Raw genomic sequence first — 21,329 nt, 5'->3', positions numbered from 1 at the left:
AACCCATTGTTAAAAGGTTCATATTTTCTGTGGAATAATGACCGTGACGCTGGTTATACAGAGAGTGAATCGATGAGTGACACACCTTCCCCCTGGCCGCGGCGCTGGATAGCGCTGCTGCTGACTGGCCTGCTTTCCGGCGCGTCAGGCATGCTAATTGCGCTACTGCTGCATGAAATCCAGCATCTGGTGTTTGGTTACAGTCAGCAATCACTGATTGGCGGCGCGCCGTTTCTGCAAGGCGTTACCGATGCCAGTAACCTGCGCCGTTTTGCCGCACTGACCGGTGCCGGTGCAATTGCCGGCTGCGGCTGGTGGTTGCTGGCGAGATATGGTAAGCCCCGGGTAAGCGTTACGGCGGCGCTCGGCGAAAAGGGTCGCCAGATGCCAGCGGGTACCACAATCTGCCATGCCCTTTTACAGGTGGTGACGGTGGCGATGGGCTCGCCGCTGGGACGTGAAAGCGCGCCGCGAGAAGTGGGCGCGCTGTTTGGCGGCAACATTGCCCGGCGTAGCGGCCTCAATGCACAGGAAACCCGGATGGTGATCGCCTGTGGTGCAGGAGCCGGGCTGGCTGCGGTTTATAACGTCCCGCTGGCCGGTGCGATTTTCACGCTGGAAGTGTTGCTGGTGACCATCGCCTGGGATGCGGTGATTGCCGCAACGGTCAGTTCCGCGCTGGCGGCGTTTGTCGCCTCTCTGGTGCTGGGCAACGAACGTCAGTACCAATTTATTGCGCCACCCGCACCTGTATCATTAATCGTTTGGGCGGCGCTCTCCGGCCCGCTGTTCGGTTATGCCGCTTGCCAGTTTCGCCGCATGACGCGACAAGCGCGCGGCCAGGTGAAAAGCAACTGGCAGATGCCGCTATTCTGTTTACTCGCCTTTGCCTGCCTCGGTTTGTTCTCCATCTGGTTTCCGCAACTGCCGGGCAACGGTCGCGGGCCGGTGCAGCTCAGTTTTGGCGGCGGTGTCACTCTGCCGCTGGCCGCCATGCTGATTGGCCTGAAAGTAGTGAGTATCTGGATGGTGCTACGCGGCGGCGCGGAGGGCGGCCTGCTGACGCCCGGCCTGGCGATTGGCGCACTGCTGGGCGCGCTGATGTATCTACTTATCGGTCCCTTCTTCCCTGGGGGCAGTATGGGAGAATTTGCTCTCACCGGCGGTGCCGCGTTTCTGGCGTCATCCATGCAGATGCCGCTGACCGCCATTGTCCTGCTGATGGAATTTACCGGCATGGACTTCAGCTTTTTTGTCCCTCTCACCTTGTGCGTGTCTGGCGCGTATATGACCTGCCGCTACGTGGAGTGATCCCGACGACTAATTACCGTGCAGTGATTAAATGGATTTGGCGGTGTAAAAGCCACGAACGCAGAGATAAACGGGGAAACTGGCCGCAAGCTGGGCCAGTTTCCAGCCGGACTCAAAAACGATAACCCGCAGAGAACATAAATACCCACGGATCCAGGCGAGTACTGACACTCTGCTGAGCGCCATTGGCCTTGAAACGCACATCCGTATCAATATCCATATACCAGACCGACATGTTGATTAACCAGTTGCGGTTGATCAGATAGTCCAGCCCTACTTGCCCTGCCGCGCCCCATGAATCTTTCAGGCTCAGATCGGAAAGCCCGGCTGCTTTACCGGTGTCGTTAAATTTTTCGTCAAAGAAAGTGGTGTAGTTGATACCCGCGCCAATATACGGACGGAATTTGCTTTTCGGATCACCAAAGTACCACTGCGCCATCAGCGAAGGCGGCAAATGATGCACGGTTGCGATATCGCCCGTAGGGCCAGTGCCTACGCGGTGGCGGAACGGCGTCGCAGCCAGCAGTTCAATACCCACATTGTCCGTTGCCATCCATGTCATCGTCACACCCAACTGGGTGTTATTGCTGACATTAAAACTACCAAGACTACCCAGAACATTATCCGAACCTGCCGTTGGACGGACAGTCGCGGAACCGGCACGAATAAAGAATTCGCCCGCGTCATGCGCATATGCACCGCCGGAAAGCGAACTCAGGACTAATGCTGCCACAGCTAATTTTTTCATATCCACTCCGTAATTGTGGTTTTTATCGCGACGTGAATATACCCATAACTGAGTACAAAGTGATCCAACCCAGATCACACTTAATCCCATAATTTAACATTCATTGATCTGAGTTAATTTTCATCCTCATGCCACCCACTTAATTTTTGTATTTAAATCAATTTTCACTTTTTCAGGCATGAAAATTTTCCACCTTAGCCATCTTGTACGCCAGTAAGCGCAGAGATAATTTAGTGGCCTGACAATTCGTCTTGATACGTTGTGAAGTGCAGGTGTGCTATGAGCGATCTCAATCCGTGCATGTCGTGCGGAGCATGTTGTGCGTATTTTCGTGTCTCTTTTTACTGGGCTGAAGCGGATGACGCTGGCGGCCCTGTCCCGGCTCAACTTACAGAGCCACTAACCCCCTTTTTACGCTGTATGAGCGGCACTAATCAGAAACAGAGCCGCTGCGTGGCGCTGGAGGGGACCCCCGGCGAATCGGCCCGTTGCAGTATCTATGAAGGAAGACCATCACCTTGCCGGGAATTTGCGATGTCTGGCGAGAATGGCGAAGTGAATGAAGCCTGCGATCGCGCCCGCGCACGTTACGGATTAGCGCCTCTTTACAAAGATATGCTTTTCCATACAAGCCATGATGCTGCCACTGAGCCACTATTCGGGGTACAATCGCCGACAATTTGATACCGCAATACTCAAGGAGAGTGCATGTCTATCACGGCGAAGTCCGTTTACCGTGACACGGGGAATTTTTTTCGTAATCAGTTGATTACCATTTTGCTGATTGCGCTGCTGTGCGCATTTATCACCGCAGTCATTGGGCACGCGTTTTCACCCACTGACGAACAACTCTCCATTTTAACGCAAGGGGATAACCTGGCGGGCAGCGTCGGCTTGTTTGAACTGGTGCAAAACATGACGCCAGAGCAACAGCAGGTGCTGCTGCGCGCCTCGGCAGCATCGACCTTCTCCGGGCTTATCGGCAACGCGATTCTGGCAGGCGGCGTTTTGCTGCTGATCCAGATGGTTTCAGCCGGTCAACGCGTCAGTGCGCTGCGCGCGATTGGTGCCAGCGCGCCGGTGCTGCCAAAGCTGTTTTTATTGATCCTGTTGACCACCTTTATGGTGCAGATCGGCATCATGTTTATCATTGTTCCGGGCGTGATTCTGGCTATTCTGCTCTCCTTCGCCCCCGTCATGCTGGTACAGGATAAAGTGGGGATTTTCGCCGCCATGCGCAGCAGTATGCGTCTGAGCTGGCGCAATATGCGGCTGGTAGCTCCGGCGGTCATAAGCTGGCTGCTGGCAAAAACAGTTCTGTTAATGTTCGCGCACAATTTCGCGGTTTTCACCCCGGAAGTAGGCGCAGTTATCGCGAATACAATCAGCAATTTGATCTCGGCGGCGCTGCTTATTTATCTGTTCCGCCTCTATATGCTGATGCGCTAATGATTGTTCCGGCAGCCCGCTCAGGGTTGCCCCTGTTTATGGAATCGTAGAATGAAGCAGTTTCTTGATTTTCTTCCGCTGGCGCTCTTTTTCGCAGTTTACAAACTTTACGATATTTTCGCCGCGACCAAAGTATTGATTATCGCCTCAGCCATCGTGCTGATTTATTGCTGGATCCGTTACCGCAAAGTGGAAAAAGTAGCGTTAATCACGTTTGTGCTGGTTGCCGTGTTTGGCGGATTAACCATCAAATTCCACGACGTTGAGTTTATTAAGTGGAAAGTAACGGTGATTTACGGTTTGTTTGCCGTCGCGCTGTTGTTCAGCCAGTGGGTGATGAAGAAAACCCTGATCCAGAGCATGCTCGGGAAAGAGCTGACGCTGCCCGCAGCCGTCTGGTCACGGCTGAACATCGCCTGGGCACTATTCTTTATCGTTTGCGGGCTGGCGAATATCTATATTGCTTTCTGGCTGCCGTTTGATGTTTGGGTCAATTTCAAAGTGTTTGGCCTGACGATTCTGACGCTGGTGTTTACCGTGCTCAGCGGTATTTACATCTACCGCCATATGCCGCAGCAGGATGATAATTCCTGAAAACTGAAGCCAGGCCAGCGCCTGGCTTTTTTCTTCCCGAACACCCCGTATTCGTAGTAGCATCGCGCCAGAAATCCCTCATCACAGAAGAGATAATAATGACCACCATTCAGGAAACTCCTCAGGGAGAACTTGTTTTACGCACATTAGCAATGCCAGCGGATACCAATGCTAACGGAGATATCTTCGGCGGCTGGTTGATGTCACAAATGGATATGGGGGGCGCAATCCTGGCAAAAGAGATTGCGCACGGACGCGTGGTCACCGTGCGGGTGGATGGCATGACCTTCCTCCGGCCGGTTGCCGTCGGCGACGTGGTGTGCTGCTATGCGCGCTGCGTGAAACGCGGGAATACTTCCGTCAGTATCAATATGGAAGTGTGGGTAAAAAAAGTCTCTTCTGAGCCCATTGGCCAGCGTTACAAAGCCACCGAGGCGCTGTTTATCTATGTCGCGGTTGATAAAGAAGGGAAACCTCGCCCGTTACCGCAACAGTCATAAAAAAAGCCTCCTGACGGAGGCTTTTTCTTATTCCATTGACGCCCCGCCATTCAGGCGGAATACCACATTAACTATCAGTCCTGAACCGGGCTTACCGGCTTCGTAGCGCCATTTCCGCATAGCCGCTTTCACTTCACGTTCGAACATGTTTGCTGGTTGTGCAGACAGAACTTCAACATTCTCGACGCGGCCATCGGCCGTAACGTCAAATTTCACCCGCACACGACCTTCAATACGCAGCGCCTGCGCACGCGCCGGATATTGCGGCTGGTTACGACTCAGCGCGCGGGGACCAGCAGGCACAGACGGCGCTGGCGTGGAGGACGCCGACGGTGTCGGATTAGCCACCGGACGCGCTGGCGCGTTGTTGTTAAACGGTGATGCCGGACGCGACTGTGCCGGTTTCACCTCCGGCTTCGGCTGCTCGACCTTTTTCTCCGGTTTCGGTTTTGGCTTCGGCTTAGGTTTCGGTTTTGGCTTTTCAATCACTACCGGGGCTTCTTTCGGCGGCTCCACTACCGGTTCCGGTTCGGGTTCTGGTTCCGGTTCGACGACAGGTTGTGGCGGTTGCACTACCTGCGGCGGTTCGAGTTCAGCTGGCGTTACCATCGTCACAGAGATAGGCTGTGCGGGTGCGGGCAATTCAACAACCTGATGTACCGATGTATAGAGCAGACCCGCCACGACGGCTCCGTGAATACCGACGGACAACAGCGTCGGCCAGGGAAAGCGGCGAGGTAAATCAAGGGTCATTGAAGTCATAATCGTGTCAGTTAAAAAACCAGGGCTCAATTTTAAATGCAAATAGCAATCATATTCAACAAGCCATCGCATTCACTGGTTATTTTCTCTCTGATAGGGTAAAAAACCGCACTTTTTACACGCATATTAATGTCAGTGCATCTTTACATTGCAGTCGCATTCCCTTTCACATACGGTATGCCTTTCTGATAAGTAAGGAGCTCTTCCCGTGCTTTATGTGATTTTTGCTGAAGATGTTGCTGACTCGCTTGAGAAACGTTTATCCGTGCGCCCTGCCCATCTGGCGCGACTGCAGCTGCTGCGTGACGAAGGCCGTTTGCTGACTGCTGGACCGATGCCAGCGGTGGACAGTAACGACCCTGGTGCCGCAGGTTTTACCGGTTCAACGGTGATTGCAGAGTTTGAATCGCTTGAGGTGGCAAAAGCCTGGGCGGATGCCGATCCCTATGTTGCCGCTGGCGTGTACCAGAACGTTATTGTTAAGCCGTTCAAAAAGGTTTTTTAAAACTTAAGACCCGCCAAAGATGGCGGGTCCTTCTGGTTACAACGATTAATGAGCAACACTTTTGGAAAAAAGATTAATGATAACCACACCGGCAATAATCAACCCCATCCCCAACATTGCCGGAAAATCCAGTTTCTGACCGTGAACCAACCAGCCAACAATCCCAATCAATACGATCCCGGCGCCAGACCAGATGGCGTAAATAATTCCCGTCGGGATGGTGCGCATCGGAATCGTCAGGCACCAGAACGCGATGCAATAACCCGCAATGCTAATGATACTGGGCAGCAGCCGGGTAAAGCTGTCTGATGATTTCAGAGCGGTGGTGGCAATCACTTCAACAACAATGGCGATACCAAGGAAAATAAGCGCTTCTTTATTCATTTTGTCCAACTTATATCCGTTAACGCTTGCTCATGGCAAGGCGGGTAGCAAACAGCAGGAACACCATGCCGGTACTGCGATCCATCCAGCGTATCACTCTCTCTTTACGCAAGAATGACGACAGCGGGCGGGTCGCCGAAATTAATACCGTTGACCAGCAGGAGCCCAGCACAACATGAATCATGACCAGGCCGAATGTCCAGGCGATCAGCGGCTGCCCGTGCGGAATAAATTGCGGCAAAAAAGAGACGTAAAAGATGCCGACTTTAGGATTCAGCACATTACCCAGCATGCCTTTTATAAACCAGTTTTGTGCTTTAGTTTGCGTCCCATTGTCTGTAGCCAGTGAACCGCGGGGACGTAACAGCATATTCAGCCCCAGCCAGCAGAGATAAGCGGCGCCGCAATATTTCAGGATGTTATAAGCGAGTTCAGAAACCGCAATCAGCGCGCCAAGGCCGAAGGCAACCATCGCCCCCCAAATCAGGCATCCGGTATTGATACCAAGCGCGGCTTTGAATGCCTGCTTACGCCCTTCCACCGCCGCCGTACGCAGTATCAGCGCGGTATCAAGCCCGGGTGTTAACGTCAGCAGCGTTGCCGCAAAAGTGAATGCAAGAAGACTATCAAGAACCGACATGCTGCCTCTCCTGTAGATAAAAGAAAGCCCTAAAACGACCGCGGGCACCTTATCGGTGCCCGGGTATCAAAGATCGTAAATGGCGAACAACAGCACATTACGATGGCGATTTACGCCGCATTTTCTGATGGCGTGGATGCGCATATTGCGGCGTGATTGCGCTTCCAGCCAGCGGGCTTTACGGCGGCTCATCTGCCGAAGCATACGCCAGCGCCCCACTTCCGTTCGACTACGCTTCATTTTTACAACTCTGAACAAAACAGAGAGGCCATTATAGTCCGTCGTTTTTCCCAGACCAGTGCTTTTCCGCGTTTTTATTTGCCAGATGAATGCGGATGCGTAAACTCATGAGATGTGGTTTTTAAAAGGATTTTTATCTATGTCCGCTTTTTACACCGTAATGAGTTGGCTGATCGTCTTAGGTTACTGGCTACTGATTGCTGGTGTAACCCTGCGTATTTTAATGAAACGGCGGGCGGTAACATCGGCGATGGCCTGGCTGTTAATTATCTATATTCTGCCACTGGTTGGGATTATCGCCTATCTCTCGCTGGGCGAATTGCATCTCGGCAAACGCCGCGCCGAACGCGCCCGCGCCATGTGGCCTTCTACCGCCAAATGGCTCAACGATTTAAAAAACTTTAAACGCATCTTCGCACAGGAAAACAGCAGCGTTGCTTCCTCATTATTTAAATTATGCGAACGGCGCCAGGGCATCGCGGGCGTTAAAGGCAACCAGTTGCAACTGCTGACATCCAGCGATGATGTGATGCAGGCGCTGATCCGCGATATTCAGCTCGCCAGGCACAATATTGAGATGGTGTTCTACATCTGGCAACCCGGCGGAATGGCCGATCAGGTGGCAGAATCGCTGATGGCCGCAGCACGACGCGGCGTGCACTGCCGTCTGTTACTCGACTCTGCGGGTAGCGTGGCATTCTTCCGTAGCCCCTGGGCTGCGATGATGCGCAATGCGGGCATCGAGGTGGTCGAGGCGCTGAAGGTGAATCTGATGCGCGTTTTTTTACGTCGTATGGATTTACGCCAGCACCGCAAGATTGTGCTCATCGATAACTATATTGCTTACACCGGCAGCATGAATATGGTCGACCCGCGCTTCTTCAAACAGGACGCCGGCGTCGGCCAGTGGGTCGATTTGATGGCGCGAATGGAAGGCCCGGTTGCCACGGCGATGGGCATCGTTTACTCCTGCGACTGGGAGATTGAGACCGGCAAGCGCATTCTGCCACCGCCGCCGGATGCCAATATTATGCCGTTTGAAGAAGCCAGCGGGCACACGATTCACACAATTGCCTCGGGGCCAGGGTTTCCCGAAGATTTGATTCACCAGGCATTACTGACCGCCGTTTACGCCTCACGTGAATACCTGATCATGACCACGCCCTATTTCGTACCCAGTGACGACTTGCTGCACGCCATTTGCACGGCGGCGCAGCGCGGTGTCGATGTGAGCATTATTCTGCCGCGCAAAAACGACTCGGTGCTGGTCGGTTGGGCCAGCCGCGCCTTTTTCACTGAGTTGCTGGCGGCCGGGGTGAAGATTTATCAGTTTGAAGGTGGCCTGTTGCACACCAAAAGCGTGCTGGTTGACGGCGAATTGAGCCTTATTGGCACCGTGAACCTTGATATGCGCAGTTTATGGCTGAATTTTGAGATCACGCTGGTTATTGATGATGCCGGTTTTGGCGGCGATCTGGCGGCGGTGCAGGACGATTATATCTCCCGTTCCCGGTTACTTGATGCGCGGTTGTGGGTAAAACGTCCATTCTGGCACCGGATTGCTGAACGACTGTTTTACTTCTTTAGTCCGTTGCTGTAAAACGTGCCCAACAGACATGAAGAGGTAAATCATGGAAATGGATCTGAACAACCGCCTGACCGAAGACGAAACGCTCGAACAGGCTTATGACATCTTCCTCGAACTGGCGGCGGACAACCTTGACCCGGCGGACATCATTCTTTTCAACCTGCAATTTGAAGAGCGTGGCGGCGCAGAGCTGTTTGATCCAGGCGAAGATTGGGCGGAGCATGTCGACTACGATTTAAACCCGGATTTCTTTGCTGAAGTGGTGATCGGGCTGGCAGACACCGACGGTGGCGAACTCAATGACATCTTCGCGCGCGTTTTGCTGTGCCGTGAGAAAGATCATAAACTTTGCCATATTCTGTGGCGCGAATAAGCTGCCGTGGAAGTAAAAAGGGCTGACAAATGTCAGCCCTTTTTTATGCATCGCTTATAACGGGTCGACTTTCAGGCAAGAGACTGCATGGCGGAAACTGCCCTCCAGTACCGGACGCGTCTGCGCGCATTCCGGCCCGGCAATCGGACAACGGGTACGGAAGACACAACCTGACGGTGGGTTAATCGGCGACGGTAAATCCCCTTCCAGCAACTGGATAGTTTTATTCTTTTCCAGATCCGGATCGGGAACCGGCACGGCCGACATCAGCGCTTTGGTGTACGGATGTAGCGGGTTCTGATACACCTCATCGTAAGTACCTAACTCAACGGCGTGCCCGAGGTACATCACCAGCACGCGATCGGAGATGTGCTTCACAACGGCCAGGTCATGGGCGATAAAGATCAGTGACAGCCCCATTTCACGTTGCAGTTGTTGCAGCAGGTTCACCACCTGCGCCTGAATCGACACATCCAGTGCGGATACCGGCTCATCGCAGATAATCAGCTTGGGTTCAAGAATCAGCGCGCGGGCAATACCAATACGCTGACACTGACCGCCGGAAAACTCATGCGGGTAGCGGTTGATCAGGTTCGGCAACAAACCGACCTTCATCATCATCGTTTTCACGCGATCGCGCACTTCCTGACGCGACATTTTCGGGTGATAGGTGCGCAACGGCTCGGCAATGATTTCCCCGATAGTCATACGCGGGTTCAGCGACGCCAGCGGATCCTGGAAGATCATCTGGATATCGCTGCGCACATCGCGCCACTCTTCCGGTTTCATGCCCAGCAGATCTTTACCCAGCCAGGCGACTTTACCGTCGGTAGCTTTTACCAGCCCGATAATGGCACGGGCAAAGGTCGATTTACCGCAGCCGGACTCACCGACCACGCCGAGGGTTTCCCCTTCGTACAGACGCAGGGTGACGCCATCGACTGCTTTCAGGGTTTTTGCCGGTTGCCAGAACCACTGTTTGCCGTCTTTGATATCGAAATGCACCTTCAGATCGGCGATTTCCAGCAGCACTTTTCTCTCTTCGGTCATCGCGTTCATACCAGTTCCTCTACCGACTTAAAGCAGGCGCGCAGGCGGCCCGGGGCAAACTGCTCCAGCGGTGGAGCACTGTTACAGATTTCCATCGCATGCGGGCAGCGAGGCTGGAACGGACAGCCTTTCGGCAGACGCAGCAAGTTCGGCGGATTGCCCGGAATGGTCAACAGCGCTTCACCTTCAGCGTCCAGACGCGGTACAGCACTTAACAGACCGATAGAGTAAGGATGAGACGGATGGTAGAACACATCGCGCGCGTTGCCATATTCCATGGTGCGCCCGGCATACATCACCAGCACTTTATCGCAAATCCCGGCAACCACGCCGAGGTCATGGGTGATCATGATAATCGCGGTGTTGAATTCACGTTTCAGTTCATTCAGCAAAGTCATGATCTGCGCCTGTACGGTCACATCCAGCGCGGTGGTCGGCTCGTCGGCAATCAGCAGTTTCGGCCGGCACAGCAACGCCATCGCGATCATCACACGCTGACGCATACCACCGGAAAACTCATGCGGATACATACGCATGCGCTTACGCGCTTCCGGCATTTTCACCGCATCGAGCATTTTAACGGATTCTTCAAACGCTTCCGCTTTGCCTATGCCTTTATGCAACATCAGGACTTCCATTAACTGCTCGCCAACCCGCATATACGGGTTCAACGAGGTCATTGGATCCTGGAAAATCATGGAGATCTGTTCGGCGCGCAGTTTGTTCAACGCCTGTTCCGGCAAATTGAGGATCTCTTTACCGTTAAACGTCGCAGAACCGCCAATGCGACCGTTAGCCGCCAGCAGCCCCATCAGCGCAAATGCAGTCTGCGATTTGCCGGAGCCGGACTCACCAACGATACCCAGTGTTTCACCCGCACGCAGCGAGAAATTGAGATCGTTGACCGCCGTAACATCGCCATCCGGCGTCTGGAAGGTGACCCGCAAATCTTTGACATCCAGCAGAAGGTCCGATTGCTGCCGCGTCGTGGACGCTAATGAGGTTTCAGTAATGCTCATGACAGCACTCCTTAACGATCTTTCGGGTCGAGGGCATCACGCAGGCCATCGCCGATAAAGTTAAAACAGAACAGAGTGACAACGAGGAAACCTGCCGGAAACAGCAGCAGCCACGGAGACACTTCCATCGAGTTGGCGCCATCGCTTAACAACGCGCCCCAACTGCTCAGCGGCTCCTGCGTACCCAGCCCCAGGAAGCTGAGGAAGGATTCGAACAGGATCATGCTCGGTACCAGCAGCGACGCGTACACCACCACCACGCCCAGCACGTTCGGTACGATGTGACGCACCACGATATTCGCCGTAGAAACACCACCAACCTGCGCCGCTTCGATAAACTCTTTACGCTTCAGGCTTAAGGTCTGACCGCGAACGATACGCGCCATATCCAGCCAGGAGACCATACCGATCGCCACAAAAATGAGCAGGATATTTTGCCCAAAGAAGGTCACCAGCAGGATAACGAAGAACATAAACGGGAAGGAGTTGAGGATTTCCAGCAGACGCATCATGACGGAATCGGTTTTGCCGCCGAGGTAGCCGGAAAGCGATCCGTAAAGCGTACCGACCACGACCGCCACCAGCGCCGCAGCAATACCGACCATCAGCGAGATACGTCCGCCGATCGCCACACGCACCAGCAGATCGCGCCCGGAGGAGTCAGTACCAAAATAGTGACCGGACTCCATATCCGGCTGGCTCGACATCATGCCCCAGTCGGTATCGAAATAGGTAAATTGTGAAACCATTGGCGCCAGCGTCACAAACAATGCGATCAGCAACAGCACAACCAGGCTGGCAACCGCCGCGCGGTTATGCATAAAGCGGCGACGCGCATCCTGCCACAGACTACGTCCTTCGACTTCGAGTTTCTCACTGAAGTTTTCCAGCGCCTCGCTGTTTTTCTTACTTAACATCATGGCGAACTCCAGTATTAATAACGGATCTTCGGATCGATAACGGCATACAGCACATCAACGATCGCGTTAAAGATAATGGTCAGCGCCCCCACAAGGATAGTCAGGCTCAGTACCAGCGAATAGTCACGGTTCAGCGCGCCGTTCACAAACAGCTGGCCGATACCCGGCAGACCATAAATGGTCTCGATAACCATTGAACCGGTAATAATGCCGACAAACGCAGGCCCCATGTAAGAGAGTACCGGCAGCAGCGCAGGTTTCAGCGCATGGCGGAAGATAATACGGCGCATCGGCAAACCTTTCGCGCGGGCTGTACGAATAAAGTTTGAGTGTAATACCTCAATCATTGAACCGCGCGTAATACGGGCGATACTGGCAATATAGGCCAGAGAGAGCGCAACCATCGGCAGGATCATGAATTTCAGTGCACCGCCATTCCAGCCACCGGCTGGCAGCCATTTCAATATAATGGCGAAGATCATCACTAATAACGGTGCGACAACAAAACTGGGGATCACTACCCCGGTCATTGCCAGCCCCATCACCGTGTAATCCCACTTCGTGTTCTGGTTTAACGCAGCAACAACGCCTGCGGTAACGCCAAAGACAATCGCAAGAATAAAGGCTGCCGCCCCTAATTTCGCTGAAACCGGGAAGCTGGCCGCAACCAGATCGTTTACGGTGTAGTCTTTGTATTTAAATGACGGTCCGAAATCGAAATGCGCCAACTGTTTCAGATAGCTGAAATACTGCGTAGTGATCGGATCGTTTAAATGGTATTTCGCTTCAATATTCGCCATCACTTCCGGCGCAAGCGCGCGTTCACCGGTAAAAGGACTGCCCGGCGCGAGACGCATCATAAAGAACGAAATCGTGATAAGGATGAAAAGCGTTGGGATCGCTTCAAGACAGCGACGTAGGATAAATTTCAACATTGCCCGTACCTTCTGGCCTGTGCCTTTTACACATTCGCTTCAAGACAGCAATTTAGCCGTCCGTGCATGATGTGTATTCTGTTGCGAAAAAAATAAGACACTGTGGGGCAGGTCACCCTGCCCCACTCATTGCCATTAATGCTTGATAATATACAAGTTTTTAACGTAGATATTATCCATCGGGTCTTTACCGGTGTAGCCGCCAACCCAGGTTTTCACCAGACGGGCGTTCACGTAGTAGTACACCGGAACGATCGCCGAGTCTTTATCCAGCTGCTGTTCAGCTTTGGAGTAAAGCTCAGTACGCTGCGCTTCGTCAGTGACTTTCAGCGTGTCACCAATCAGCTTATCAAACGCCGGGCTCTTATAGTGCGCGGTGTTGTTAGAGCTGTCGGACAGCATAGTATTCAGGAAGGAGGTCGGCTCGTTGTAGTCCGCACACCAGCCTGCGCGTGCCACATCAAAGGTGCCCTGATGACGCGTGTCGAGGAAGGTTTTCCACTCCTGGTTTTCCAGCGTTACGTTAGCGCCAAGGTTTTTCTTCCAGATGGAAGCCACGGCAATCGCCAGTTTCTTATGCAGGTCAGACGTGTTGTACAGCAGGCTGAAGGAGAGCGGTTTATCCGCAGTATAACCTGCTTCGGCCAGCAGTTTTTTCGCTTCGGCGTTACGCTGTTCCTGGGTCATTTTGAACCAGGCTGGTTCAGTCAGTTTTGCACCATCGGTATACGGCGGCGTGTAGCTGTATGCCGGCAGATCGCCCTGGTTTTTCACTTTATTGACGATAATGTCGCGGTCCAGCGCCAGTTTCAGGGCGGTACGAACACGAACGTCAGTGAATGGCGCTTTTTGGTTGTTAATTTCGTAGTAGTAAGTACACAGGTACGGATCGACGTGTACTTCTTTAGGAATCTCTTTTTTCAGCTTCTGGAACAGTTCAATCGGCATGTTGTTGTAAGTCATGTCGATTTCACCGCTGCGATAGCGGTTAACGTCTGTCACTTCAGAAGAGATCGGCAGGTAGGTAACCTGGTTGATAACTGTTTTAGCGTTATCCCAATAGTTGGTGTTACGCTCAAGAACGATACGTTCGTTGACCACCCAGTCTTTCAGTTTGTAAGCACCGTTGGTGACGATGTTGGCTGGCTGAGTCCATTTTTCACCGTATTTCTCAATAGCGGCTTTAGGCACAGCAGAAACTGATGGGTGAACCAGCAGTTTATAGAAATAAGGAACCGGCTCGCTAAGCGTCACTTCAAACGTGTTGTCATCGATAGCTTTTACGCCGAGATCGGTGACGGGTTTTTTACCGGCGATAATGTCGTCGATGTTAGCGATATGACCGTATTGCAGGTAGCTCGCATACGGAGAAGCCGTTTTCGGATCCGCCAGACGCTGCCAGCTGTAGACGAAATCTTGCGCCGTTACCGGCGTACCGTCGGACCATTTTGCGTTTTTGCGCAGATGGAAGGTCCAGACTTTAAAATCTTTGTTTTCCCACTTCTCTGCGACACCGGCGGTCGGGTGGCCTTCAACATCAGAGATCAGCAGACCTTCGAACAGATCGCGGCTGACGTTGGATTCAGGAACCCCTTCAATTTTATGCGGGTCGAGAGATTGCACTTCAGAACCATTATTACGGACCAGCGTCTGATTATCCGCCAGTTGAACACCTGCCGGAACGTCGGCAGCCATTGCCGCGTTGCCGGTAATTAGCGCAGCCAGAACTCCTGCTGCTACCAGACTTTTCTTTGTGATGATGGACATTGTGTTGATACTCCACTCATTATAATTACTGACGTTGACGTCAGCGTGTTTCATCCCCTGTGGGGGCCTGAAGAGCGCAGGAGCTTTTTGGCGCTATCAGACATCTTTTTTTACTGCTGCTATCACCGACTTTTTTATTACGGATCGCTCAAACGGCAATCTTACGTCGATTCGGGAAACCACCTCCCCTGTCGAGGCAGTTCTGATTCTGGCGATGGTCGTTATATGAAAACGATTCTCATCTATATTGTTTATCTTGCAAATTATAAGGAGCTAAATATAAGGGCGGAAAATATCAAATGCCTCACACTGCCGCCAATACAATTTGCAAATTTGTTAACCATTTCTCTTTTGCGACACAGCATCAGCCATGAAGCGCTGCGTGCACAGCCTCCCTCTGAGTTTTTTATCTCTTTAAATCAAGAAGATAAGAGAGCATTACCGCCATGTAATGCTTTTTAGCAGACGCCACATTATTTTGCACAAATAATCAACAATTGACTACTTTTTAGCACATTCATCTGCAGGAAGTCTGAAAGTACTAATATCATTTCAATTATGTCACGGCAAGCCCAATAGTATGGTGTGAAAGAAATAACAGCTTCAATTGCGCGAAATACGCGCAGGATCGATTCACATTACTTATAATTCACTGATTGAGAACAGATTTTCTGATGAGTGTAAATTGTTATATTTCGCGCCGCTTTGCGCATTCTTCATATCTTTTACTAATTTTTGACTTTCTCAGGCGGGTTCGTAGCGGCTGAATTTACCTGTTATATAAAGGAAGAGATAACAAGCTCAGCCGTACTTAGTAAAAAGGTGAATCAGTTCAGCAGGCCGGGGAACAAGGATCTTATACCGCCGACAATAAACTCAATGCCCAGCGCCATCAGTAATAACCCCATAATACGGGTGATAACGTTGATGCCGGTTTGACCCAGTAAACGCACTAACCATGGCGCGATGCGGAACAATCCCCACGAACAGAAAGCAAATAGTGCAATTGCCACAGTAAAACCGATTAAATGCACCAGGTTGTGATAGCGCGTCCCCCACACAATCGTGGAACTGATGGCACCAGGCCCCGCCATCAAAGGTAATGCCAGCGGCACCACGCCGATACTTTCGCGAATCGCGGTTTCTGACTTCTCTTGTTTATTCTGTTTATCCTCGCCGAGTTTGCCGCTGATCATCGACATAGCTATGGTGACAACCAGAATGCCGCCAGCAATGCGGAACGAATCAATCGAGATGCCGAATAACTGCAAAATGCCATTACCGAGAAATAAAGAAGTCCAGAGGATAATGGCCACTGAGACGTTTGCTGTAAGGTTGGTTTTATTTCGCGCCCCAACCATCTGATAACTGGTCATGCTGATAAAAACCGGAATGATGCCGACCGGGTTCACCAGCGCAAAAAGGCCAATAAAAAATTTAAAATAAAGAGGTAAATCTATCAATGTTTGCACCGCTGTAAGCTCCGTAATGTCACCCTATATCAACTATATCGGCGTGGCAGGAAAATCCATGCAGAAGATACGCGTTTTCATACCGACGTTCATTAAGATTTGCAGAAAAATCATGCAATACAGTGCGTTACTCAGTTGTTGTAATTGTGATAATCTTACGGCGCGCCAGGCCAAATGCCATTAACATTTGATACAAACGCCCAAAAACGGCCTGCTGAAAGGTGTCAGCTTCGCTGAAACTTGACACAGATCACGCATTACTTACTCAGAAGTGGGTAATCTTGAAGCCACGAAAAGAGAGCAAAATCGTCAATAAATGCGACTTTTCTGTTAAGGCTCTTTCAGTAAACCAGTAGTATTGGGTTGGCGTTAAGTTTTTGTTTTTCTGAACTTTATGCAACCTGCACCCGGCCTGTCTATAATTTCACCCTGGACAGCTGGTTTACTAAAAGAGTTTAACATTATCAGGAGAGCATTATGGCTGTTACTAATGTCGCTGAACTTAACGCACTCGTTGAACGCGTGAAGAAAGCCCAGCGTGAATATGCCAACTTTACTCAAGAGCAAGTAGATAAAATCTTCCGTGCCGCCGCCCTGGCAGCCGCAGATGCTCGAATCCCTCTCGCTAAAATGGCCGTTGCCGAATCCGGTATGGGTATCGTCGAAGATAAAGTGATTAAAAACCACTTCGCTTCTGAGTATATCTACAACGCCTATAAAGATGAGAAAACCTGTGGTGTGCTGTCTGAAGATGATACCTTCGGCACCATCACCATCGCGGAACCTATCGGCATCATTTGTGGTATCGTTCCAACCACGAACCCAACCTCTACTGCTATCTTCAAATCGCTGATTAGCCTGAAGACCCGTAACGCGATTATCTTCTCTCCACATCCGCGCGCTAAAGATGCCACTAACAAAGCCGCAGACATCGTTCTGCAAGCTGCGATTGCCGCTGGCGCGCCGAAAGATTTGATCGGCTGGATTGACCAACCATCTGTTGAGTTATCCAACGCGCTGATGCACCACCCTGACATTAACCTGATTCTGGCCACCGGTGGCCCGGGTATGGTTAAAGCGGCGTACAGTTCCGGTAAACCAGCAATTGGTGTAGGCGCTGGTAACACCCCGGTTGTTATCGACGAAACTGCCGATATCAAACGTGCTGTCGCATCCGTATTGATGTCCAAAACCTTCGATAACGGCGTAATCTGCGCATCTGAACAATCTGTCGTTGTTGTCGATTCTGCGTATGACGCCGTTCGCGAACGTTTCGCCAGCCATGGCGGCTACATGTTGCAGGGTAAAGAGCTGAAAGCCGTTCAGGACATTATCCTGAAAAATGGCGCGCTGAACGCCGCTATCGTTGGTCAGCCAGCCTATAAAATTGCTGAGCTTGCTGGCTTCACCGTTCCGGCTACAACCAAAATCCTGATTGGTGAAGTGAAAGTAGTTGATGAAAGTGAACCTTTTGCACATGAAAAACTCTCCCCGACGCTGGCAATGTACCGTGCGAAAGACTTCGAAGACGCGGTAGAAAAAGCGGAGAAACTGGTCGCCATGGGTGGTATCGGTCATACCTCCTGCCTGTATACCGACCAGGATAACCAGCCGGATCGTGTTGCCTTCTTCGGTCAGAAGATGAAAACCGCACGTATCCTGATCAACACCCCGGCATCACAGGGTGGTATCGGTGACCTGTATAACTTTAAACTCGCGCCTTCCCTGACTCTGGGTTGTGGTTCCTGGGGTGGTAACTCCATCTCCGAAAACGTTGGTCCGAAACACCTGATCAACAAGAAAACCGTTGCTAAGCGAGCTGAAAACATGTTGTGGCATAAACTTCCGAAATCTATCTACTTCCGCCGTGGCTCACTGCCAATTGCGCTGGATGAAGTGATTACTGATGGTCACAAACGCGCGCTTATCGTGACCGACCGTTTCCTCTTCAATAATGGCTACGCAGACCAGATCACCTCTGTGCTGAAAGCTGCTGGCGTGGAAACTGAAGTGTTCTTCGAAGTTGAAGCTGACCCGACACTGACCATCGTGCGTAAAGGTGCGGAACTGGCGAACTCCTTCAAACCGGACATCATCATCGCGCTTGGTGGTGGTTCCCCGATGGACGCCGCGAAAATCATGTGGGTTATGTATGAACACCCGGAAACCCATTTCGAAGAGCTGGCACTGCGCTTTATGGACATCCGTAAACGTATCTACAAGTTCCCGAAAATGGGCGTGAAAGCGAAAATGGTCGCTATCACCACGACTTCCGGTACCGGTTCTGAAGTGACGCCGTTTGCCGTAGTGACCGATGATGCAACCGGTCAGAAATACCCGCTGGCGGATTATGCACTGACTCCGGATATGGCAATTGTCGACGCCAACCTCGTAATGGAAATGCCGAAATCGCTGTGTGCTTTCGGTGGTCTGGACGCAGTGACGCACGCACTGGAAGCTTATGTTTCTGTACTGGCTTCTGAGTTCTCCGATGGTCAGGCGCTGCAAGCGCTGAAACTGTTGAAAGAAAACCTGCCAGCGTCTTACAACGAAGGCTCGAAAAACCCAGTAGCGCGTGAACGTGTTCACAGTGCAGCGACCATCGCCGGTATCGCGTTTGCAAACGCCTTCCTCGGCGTGTGTCACTCCATGGCGCACAAACTGGGCTCGCAGTTCCACATTCCGCACGGACTGGCTAACGCCCTGCTGATCTGTAACGTTATCCGCTACAACGCGAATGACAACCCGACCAAGCAGACGGCTTTCAGCCAGTACGATCGTCCGCAGGCGCGTCGTCGCTATGCAGAGATCGCCGATCACCTGGGTCTGAGTGCTCCTGGCGACCGTACCGCAGCGAAAATTGAAAAACTGCTGGCATGGCTGGAAAGCATGAAAGCTGAACTGGGTATTCCGAAATCTATCCGTGAAGCTGGCGTGCAGGAAGCAGACTTCCTTGCGAACGTGGATAAACTGTCCGAAGATGCATTTGATGACCAGTGCACCGGTGCTAACCCACGTTACCCGCTGATCTCCGAACTGAAACAAATCCTGCTGGATACGTTCTATGGTCGTGAGTTCAAAGAAGGTGATACGACATCAGCGAAAGTTGAAGTGGTAGTACCGGCTGTAAAAGCAGATAAAAAAGCGAAGAAAACCGCTTAATTATCTCTGCTAATAAAAAAACCCGCTTCGGCGGGTTTTTTTATATCTGACACATTAAACTCAACAATCGGACGTTGTTCCGCGTACACGTTGCTGTATCGCCGTTAACGAGCCTTCCGCAAGAGCTTCTTTGTAGTGTTTACGGCACACGGAGACATAACGCTCATTACCGCCTATCACGACCTGCTCCCCTTCATTGTAGGGACGTCCGGCCTGATCCAGACGCAGTACCATGCTGGCTTTACGTCCGCAGAAACAGATGGTTTTCAGTTCGACCAGTTTATCTGACCAGGCGAGTAAATATTGGCTTCCCACGAACAGCTCACCGCGAAAATCAGTACGCAGCCCATAGCACAGTACCGGAATATCCAGTTGATCAACAACTTCAGACAATGCATAGACCTGTTCACGCGTTAAAAACTGGCTCTCATCCACCAGCACGCAATGCACCGCTTCACGCGCATGTTCAGCTTTTATCTCTTCGAATAATGCAGTGTGTTGATTAAACAAACGCGCAGGTGAGGATAATCCAATACGTGAACTTACCTTCCCCGCTCCGAAGCGATCGTCAATTTCAGCGGTGTAGACTACTGAACGCATACCGCGTTCCTGATAATTGTATGAAGACTGTAGTAACGCTGTAGATTTCCCTGCATTCATTGCTGAATAGTAGAAATAAAGCTGTGCCATTGCGTGCAAAACCCCAATCAAAGTGTGTTATTCCGGCAGTGATTGTACCATATTTTATCCGGCTAACCCTGAGCCAGCGCTGATCCTGAGTAAATCGGGCCCGGTTATGGACTCATAGATATAAGGCAACTTTATGCAGTGGTTTGTTACTGCCAAAGAAACAGCAATTAGAAACCGGACCGCATACATACTATTTTTAATCAGAACATTCTGAGCTTATGGTTCGGAAATTATTAATAATTTAGAAGAAAACCCCCGCCTGATACCGTAATACACAAGGCTGTTATTTATCCATTGTGCCTATTACCCTTTCTGGATTAATCGAAAGCAGCCGTGATCCTGACGGTGGAGTTTGTCATCGTATAAGCGCTGTTTTGTGCGATTCTTCAAGCTAAATTTAAGTTAGCGATATTTAAAAATCATCGAAATAAATGGGTATTTTGAATTCCTTACATTCTCAGCTATTGCACTGGTCAAATTAACGCTCTATTATTAGCCCAACAAACCACCCCAATATAAGTTTGAGATTACTACAATGAGCGAAGCACTTAAAATTCTGAACAACATCCGTACTCTTCGTGCGCAGGCAAGAGAATGCACTCTGGAAACGCTCGAAGAAATGCTGGAAAAATTAGAAGTTGTGGTAAATGAACGTCGCGAGGAAGAAAGCGCCGCCGCAGCTGAAGTTGAAGAACGTACGCGTAAACTGCAGCAATACCGTGACATGCTGATGGCTGACGGTATTGATCCGAATGAATTGCTGAATAGTCTTTCTGCTGCTAAATCCGGCACAAAAGCTAAACGCGCAGCACGTCCGGCTAAATATAGCTACGTTGATGAAAACGGCGAAACTAAAACATGGACTGGCCAGGGCCGTACTCCTGCTGTTATCAAAAAAGCGATGGACGAACAAGGTAAACAACTCGATGATTTCCTGATCAACGAGTAATCAACCCGCTTCAGAAAAAATCCCGCCATCGGCGGGATTTTTTTTGATGAACCACACAATATCTTCACAAATATAGTGTATTGCCATCGCCGCTCCATACTTACCGCTTGCCTTTTGTTTAAATTCTCAGCATCACATTATTCTTTTTGTGCGCTTTGTTCTTACGAGAAGAAGTTAGCGGATGTTTCACCTGGAAACACAAAAATAAAAAGGCCGGAGATAATCAGTGCATTGCACTATTGTCTCCGGCCTTATTTGGGCAACAGGAAGA

Annotated in this window: 23 protein-coding genes; 11 read left to right on the top strand and 12 right to left on the bottom strand. The window is 51.1% G+C overall.

Annotated features, from left to right (window positions below):
• Positions 1 to 6 precede the first annotated feature (6 nt).
• Positions 7 to 1,311: a chloride channel protein gene (locus CWM66_RS12295; protein ID WP_090397587.1), complete on the top strand. Its 1,305-nt coding sequence runs from the start codon at positions 7 to 9 to the stop codon at positions 1,309 to 1,311.
• Between the two features lie 112 nt (positions 1,312 to 1,423).
• Here the strand turns inward: CWM66_RS12295 and ompW are convergent, their stop codons facing one another.
• On the bottom strand, positions 1,424 to 2,059 hold the full coding sequence (gene ompW / locus CWM66_RS12290; protein ID WP_072439824.1) for an outer membrane protein OmpW: 636 nt from the start codon (positions 2,057 to 2,059) through the stop codon (positions 1,424 to 1,426).
• A 279-nt stretch (positions 2,060 to 2,338) separates the two neighbouring features.
• On the opposite strand from ompW, the gene CWM66_RS12285 reads away from it, so the two are divergent.
• The 4 genes from CWM66_RS12285 to yciA all read left to right on the top strand — a co-directional run bounded on the left by CWM66_RS12285 (position 2,339) and on the right by yciA (position 4,602).
• Positions 2,339 to 2,743 (top strand): YkgJ family cysteine cluster protein, encoded by a 405-nt coding sequence (locus tag CWM66_RS12285; RefSeq protein WP_071532002.1) that lies wholly within the window; start codon positions 2,339 to 2,341, stop codon positions 2,741 to 2,743.
• Positions 2,744 to 2,767: 24 nt separating this feature from the next.
• Entirely contained in the window at positions 2,768 to 3,508 is a 741-nt protein-coding gene (locus tag CWM66_RS12280; RefSeq protein ID WP_035885517.1) for a YciC family protein, read from the top strand.
• A gap of 51 nt (positions 3,509 to 3,559) precedes the next feature.
• The gene (locus CWM66_RS12275) at positions 3,560 to 4,102 is read left to right on the top strand and encodes a septation protein A (protein ID WP_007371910.1); all 543 of its coding nucleotides are present in this window, start codon (positions 3,560 to 3,562) and stop codon (positions 4,100 to 4,102) included.
• 98 nt (positions 4,103 to 4,200) lie between these two features.
• A complete protein-coding gene (yciA, locus tag CWM66_RS12270; RefSeq protein ID WP_007371909.1) occupies positions 4,201 to 4,602 on the top strand; it encodes an acyl-CoA thioester hydrolase YciA in 402 nt (133 codons plus the stop codon).
• 27 nt (positions 4,603 to 4,629) lie between these two features.
• On the opposite strand, the gene tonB is transcribed toward yciA, so the two are convergent.
• Complete coding sequence (gene tonB, locus CWM66_RS12265; protein ID WP_035885515.1) at positions 4,630 to 5,355, bottom strand: TonB system transport protein TonB; 726 nt, start codon at positions 5,353 to 5,355, stop codon at positions 4,630 to 4,632.
• Positions 5,356 to 5,572: 217 nt separating this feature from the next.
• On the opposite strand from tonB, the gene CWM66_RS12260 reads away from it, so the two are divergent.
• A complete protein-coding gene (locus tag CWM66_RS12260) occupies positions 5,573 to 5,869 on the top strand; it encodes a YciI family protein (protein ID WP_007371907.1) in 297 nt (98 codons plus the stop codon).
• 45 nt (positions 5,870 to 5,914) lie between these two features.
• Here CWM66_RS12260 and CWM66_RS12255 read toward each other — a convergent pair whose 3' ends face one another.
• The 3 genes from CWM66_RS12255 to CWM66_RS28775 all read right to left on the bottom strand — a co-directional run bounded on the left by CWM66_RS12255 (position 5,915) and on the right by CWM66_RS28775 (position 7,133).
• Positions 5,915 to 6,253, bottom strand: a complete 339-nt coding sequence (locus tag CWM66_RS12255) for an SMR family transporter (RefSeq protein ID WP_107146705.1) — start codon at positions 6,251 to 6,253, stop codon at positions 5,915 to 5,917.
• Positions 6,254 to 6,272: 19 nt separating this feature from the next.
• Positions 6,273 to 6,893: a LysE family translocator gene (locus CWM66_RS12250; protein WP_007371905.1), complete on the bottom strand. Its 621-nt coding sequence runs from the start codon at positions 6,891 to 6,893 to the stop codon at positions 6,273 to 6,275.
• Positions 6,894 to 6,959: 66 nt separating this feature from the next.
• The gene (locus CWM66_RS28775; protein ID WP_017457170.1) at positions 6,960 to 7,133 is read right to left on the bottom strand and encodes a YciY family protein; all 174 of its coding nucleotides are present in this window, start codon (positions 7,131 to 7,133) and stop codon (positions 6,960 to 6,962) included.
• Between the two features lie 139 nt (positions 7,134 to 7,272).
• Between CWM66_RS28775 and cls the strand changes: the two genes are divergently transcribed.
• Both cls and CWM66_RS12240 read left to right on the top strand, forming a co-directional pair.
• Positions 7,273 to 8,733: a cardiolipin synthase gene (cls, locus tag CWM66_RS12245; protein ID WP_079517843.1), complete on the top strand. Its 1,461-nt coding sequence runs from the start codon at positions 7,273 to 7,275 to the stop codon at positions 8,731 to 8,733.
• Between the two features lie 31 nt (positions 8,734 to 8,764).
• A complete protein-coding gene (locus CWM66_RS12240) occupies positions 8,765 to 9,094 on the top strand; it encodes an HI1450 family dsDNA-mimic protein (RefSeq protein WP_007371902.1) in 330 nt (109 codons plus the stop codon).
• Positions 9,095 to 9,148: 54 nt separating this feature from the next.
• Here the strand turns inward: CWM66_RS12240 and oppF are convergent, their stop codons facing one another.
• The 5 genes from oppF to oppA all read right to left on the bottom strand — a co-directional run bounded on the left by oppF (position 9,149) and on the right by oppA (position 14,785).
• Positions 9,149 to 10,153, bottom strand: a complete 1,005-nt coding sequence (gene oppF, locus CWM66_RS12235; protein WP_007371901.1) for a murein tripeptide/oligopeptide ABC transporter ATP-binding protein OppF — start codon at positions 10,151 to 10,153, stop codon at positions 9,149 to 9,151.
• Complete coding sequence (locus CWM66_RS12230; RefSeq protein WP_007371900.1) at positions 10,150 to 11,163, bottom strand: ABC transporter ATP-binding protein; 1,014 nt, start codon at positions 11,161 to 11,163, stop codon at positions 10,150 to 10,152. Before CWM66_RS12230 ends, oppF begins: the two co-directional genes overlap by 4 nt.
• An 11-nt stretch (positions 11,164 to 11,174) precedes the next feature.
• Positions 11,175 to 12,083 (bottom strand): oligopeptide ABC transporter permease OppC, encoded by a 909-nt coding sequence (gene oppC, locus CWM66_RS12225; RefSeq protein ID WP_007371899.1) that lies wholly within the window; start codon positions 12,081 to 12,083, stop codon positions 11,175 to 11,177.
• 14 nt (positions 12,084 to 12,097) lie between these two features.
• A complete protein-coding gene (oppB, locus tag CWM66_RS12220; RefSeq protein WP_007371898.1) occupies positions 12,098 to 13,018 on the bottom strand; it encodes an oligopeptide ABC transporter permease OppB in 921 nt (306 codons plus the stop codon).
• A gap of 135 nt (positions 13,019 to 13,153) precedes the next feature.
• Entirely contained in the window at positions 13,154 to 14,785 is a 1,632-nt protein-coding gene (gene oppA, locus CWM66_RS12215) for an oligopeptide ABC transporter substrate-binding protein OppA (protein WP_007371897.1), read from the bottom strand.
• Positions 14,786 to 15,010: 225 nt separating this feature from the next.
• Here oppA and CWM66_RS28770 point away from each other — a divergent pair, with 225 nt between their 5' ends.
• The gene (locus tag CWM66_RS28770; protein WP_007371896.1) at positions 15,011 to 15,247 is read left to right on the top strand and encodes a hypothetical protein; all 237 of its coding nucleotides are present in this window, start codon (positions 15,011 to 15,013) and stop codon (positions 15,245 to 15,247) included.
• A 365-nt stretch (positions 15,248 to 15,612) separates the two neighbouring features.
• Here CWM66_RS28770 and CWM66_RS12210 read toward each other — a convergent pair whose 3' ends face one another.
• Positions 15,613 to 16,257 carry a YchE family NAAT transporter gene (locus CWM66_RS12210; protein WP_007371895.1) on the bottom strand — a complete coding sequence of 215 codons (645 nt, stop codon included), beginning with the start codon at positions 16,255 to 16,257 and terminating at the stop codon, positions 15,613 to 15,615.
• A gap of 477 nt (positions 16,258 to 16,734) precedes the next feature.
• On the opposite strand from CWM66_RS12210, the gene adhE reads away from it, so the two are divergent.
• The gene (gene adhE, locus CWM66_RS12205; protein WP_035885505.1) at positions 16,735 to 19,419 is read left to right on the top strand and encodes a bifunctional acetaldehyde-CoA/alcohol dehydrogenase; all 2,685 of its coding nucleotides are present in this window, start codon (positions 16,735 to 16,737) and stop codon (positions 19,417 to 19,419) included.
• A 60-nt stretch (positions 19,420 to 19,479) separates the two neighbouring features.
• Here adhE and tdk read toward each other — a convergent pair whose 3' ends face one another.
• Positions 19,480 to 20,109: a thymidine kinase gene (gene tdk / locus CWM66_RS12200; RefSeq protein WP_035885504.1), complete on the bottom strand. Its 630-nt coding sequence runs from the start codon at positions 20,107 to 20,109 to the stop codon at positions 19,480 to 19,482.
• 535 nt (positions 20,110 to 20,644) lie between these two features.
• Between tdk and hns the strand changes: the two genes are divergently transcribed.
• On the top strand, positions 20,645 to 21,058 hold the full coding sequence (gene hns, locus CWM66_RS12195; RefSeq protein ID WP_035885502.1) for a histone-like nucleoid-structuring protein H-NS: 414 nt from the start codon (positions 20,645 to 20,647) through the stop codon (positions 21,056 to 21,058).
• The last annotated feature ends 271 nt before the right edge of the window (positions 21,059 to 21,329 follow it).

The organism is Kosakonia sp. H7A (assembly GCF_003028445.1).
Lineage (GTDB): Bacteria > Pseudomonadota > Gammaproteobacteria > Enterobacterales > Enterobacteriaceae > Kosakonia > Kosakonia radicincitans.
This window is presented reverse-complemented; position numbering and strand designations above follow the sequence as displayed.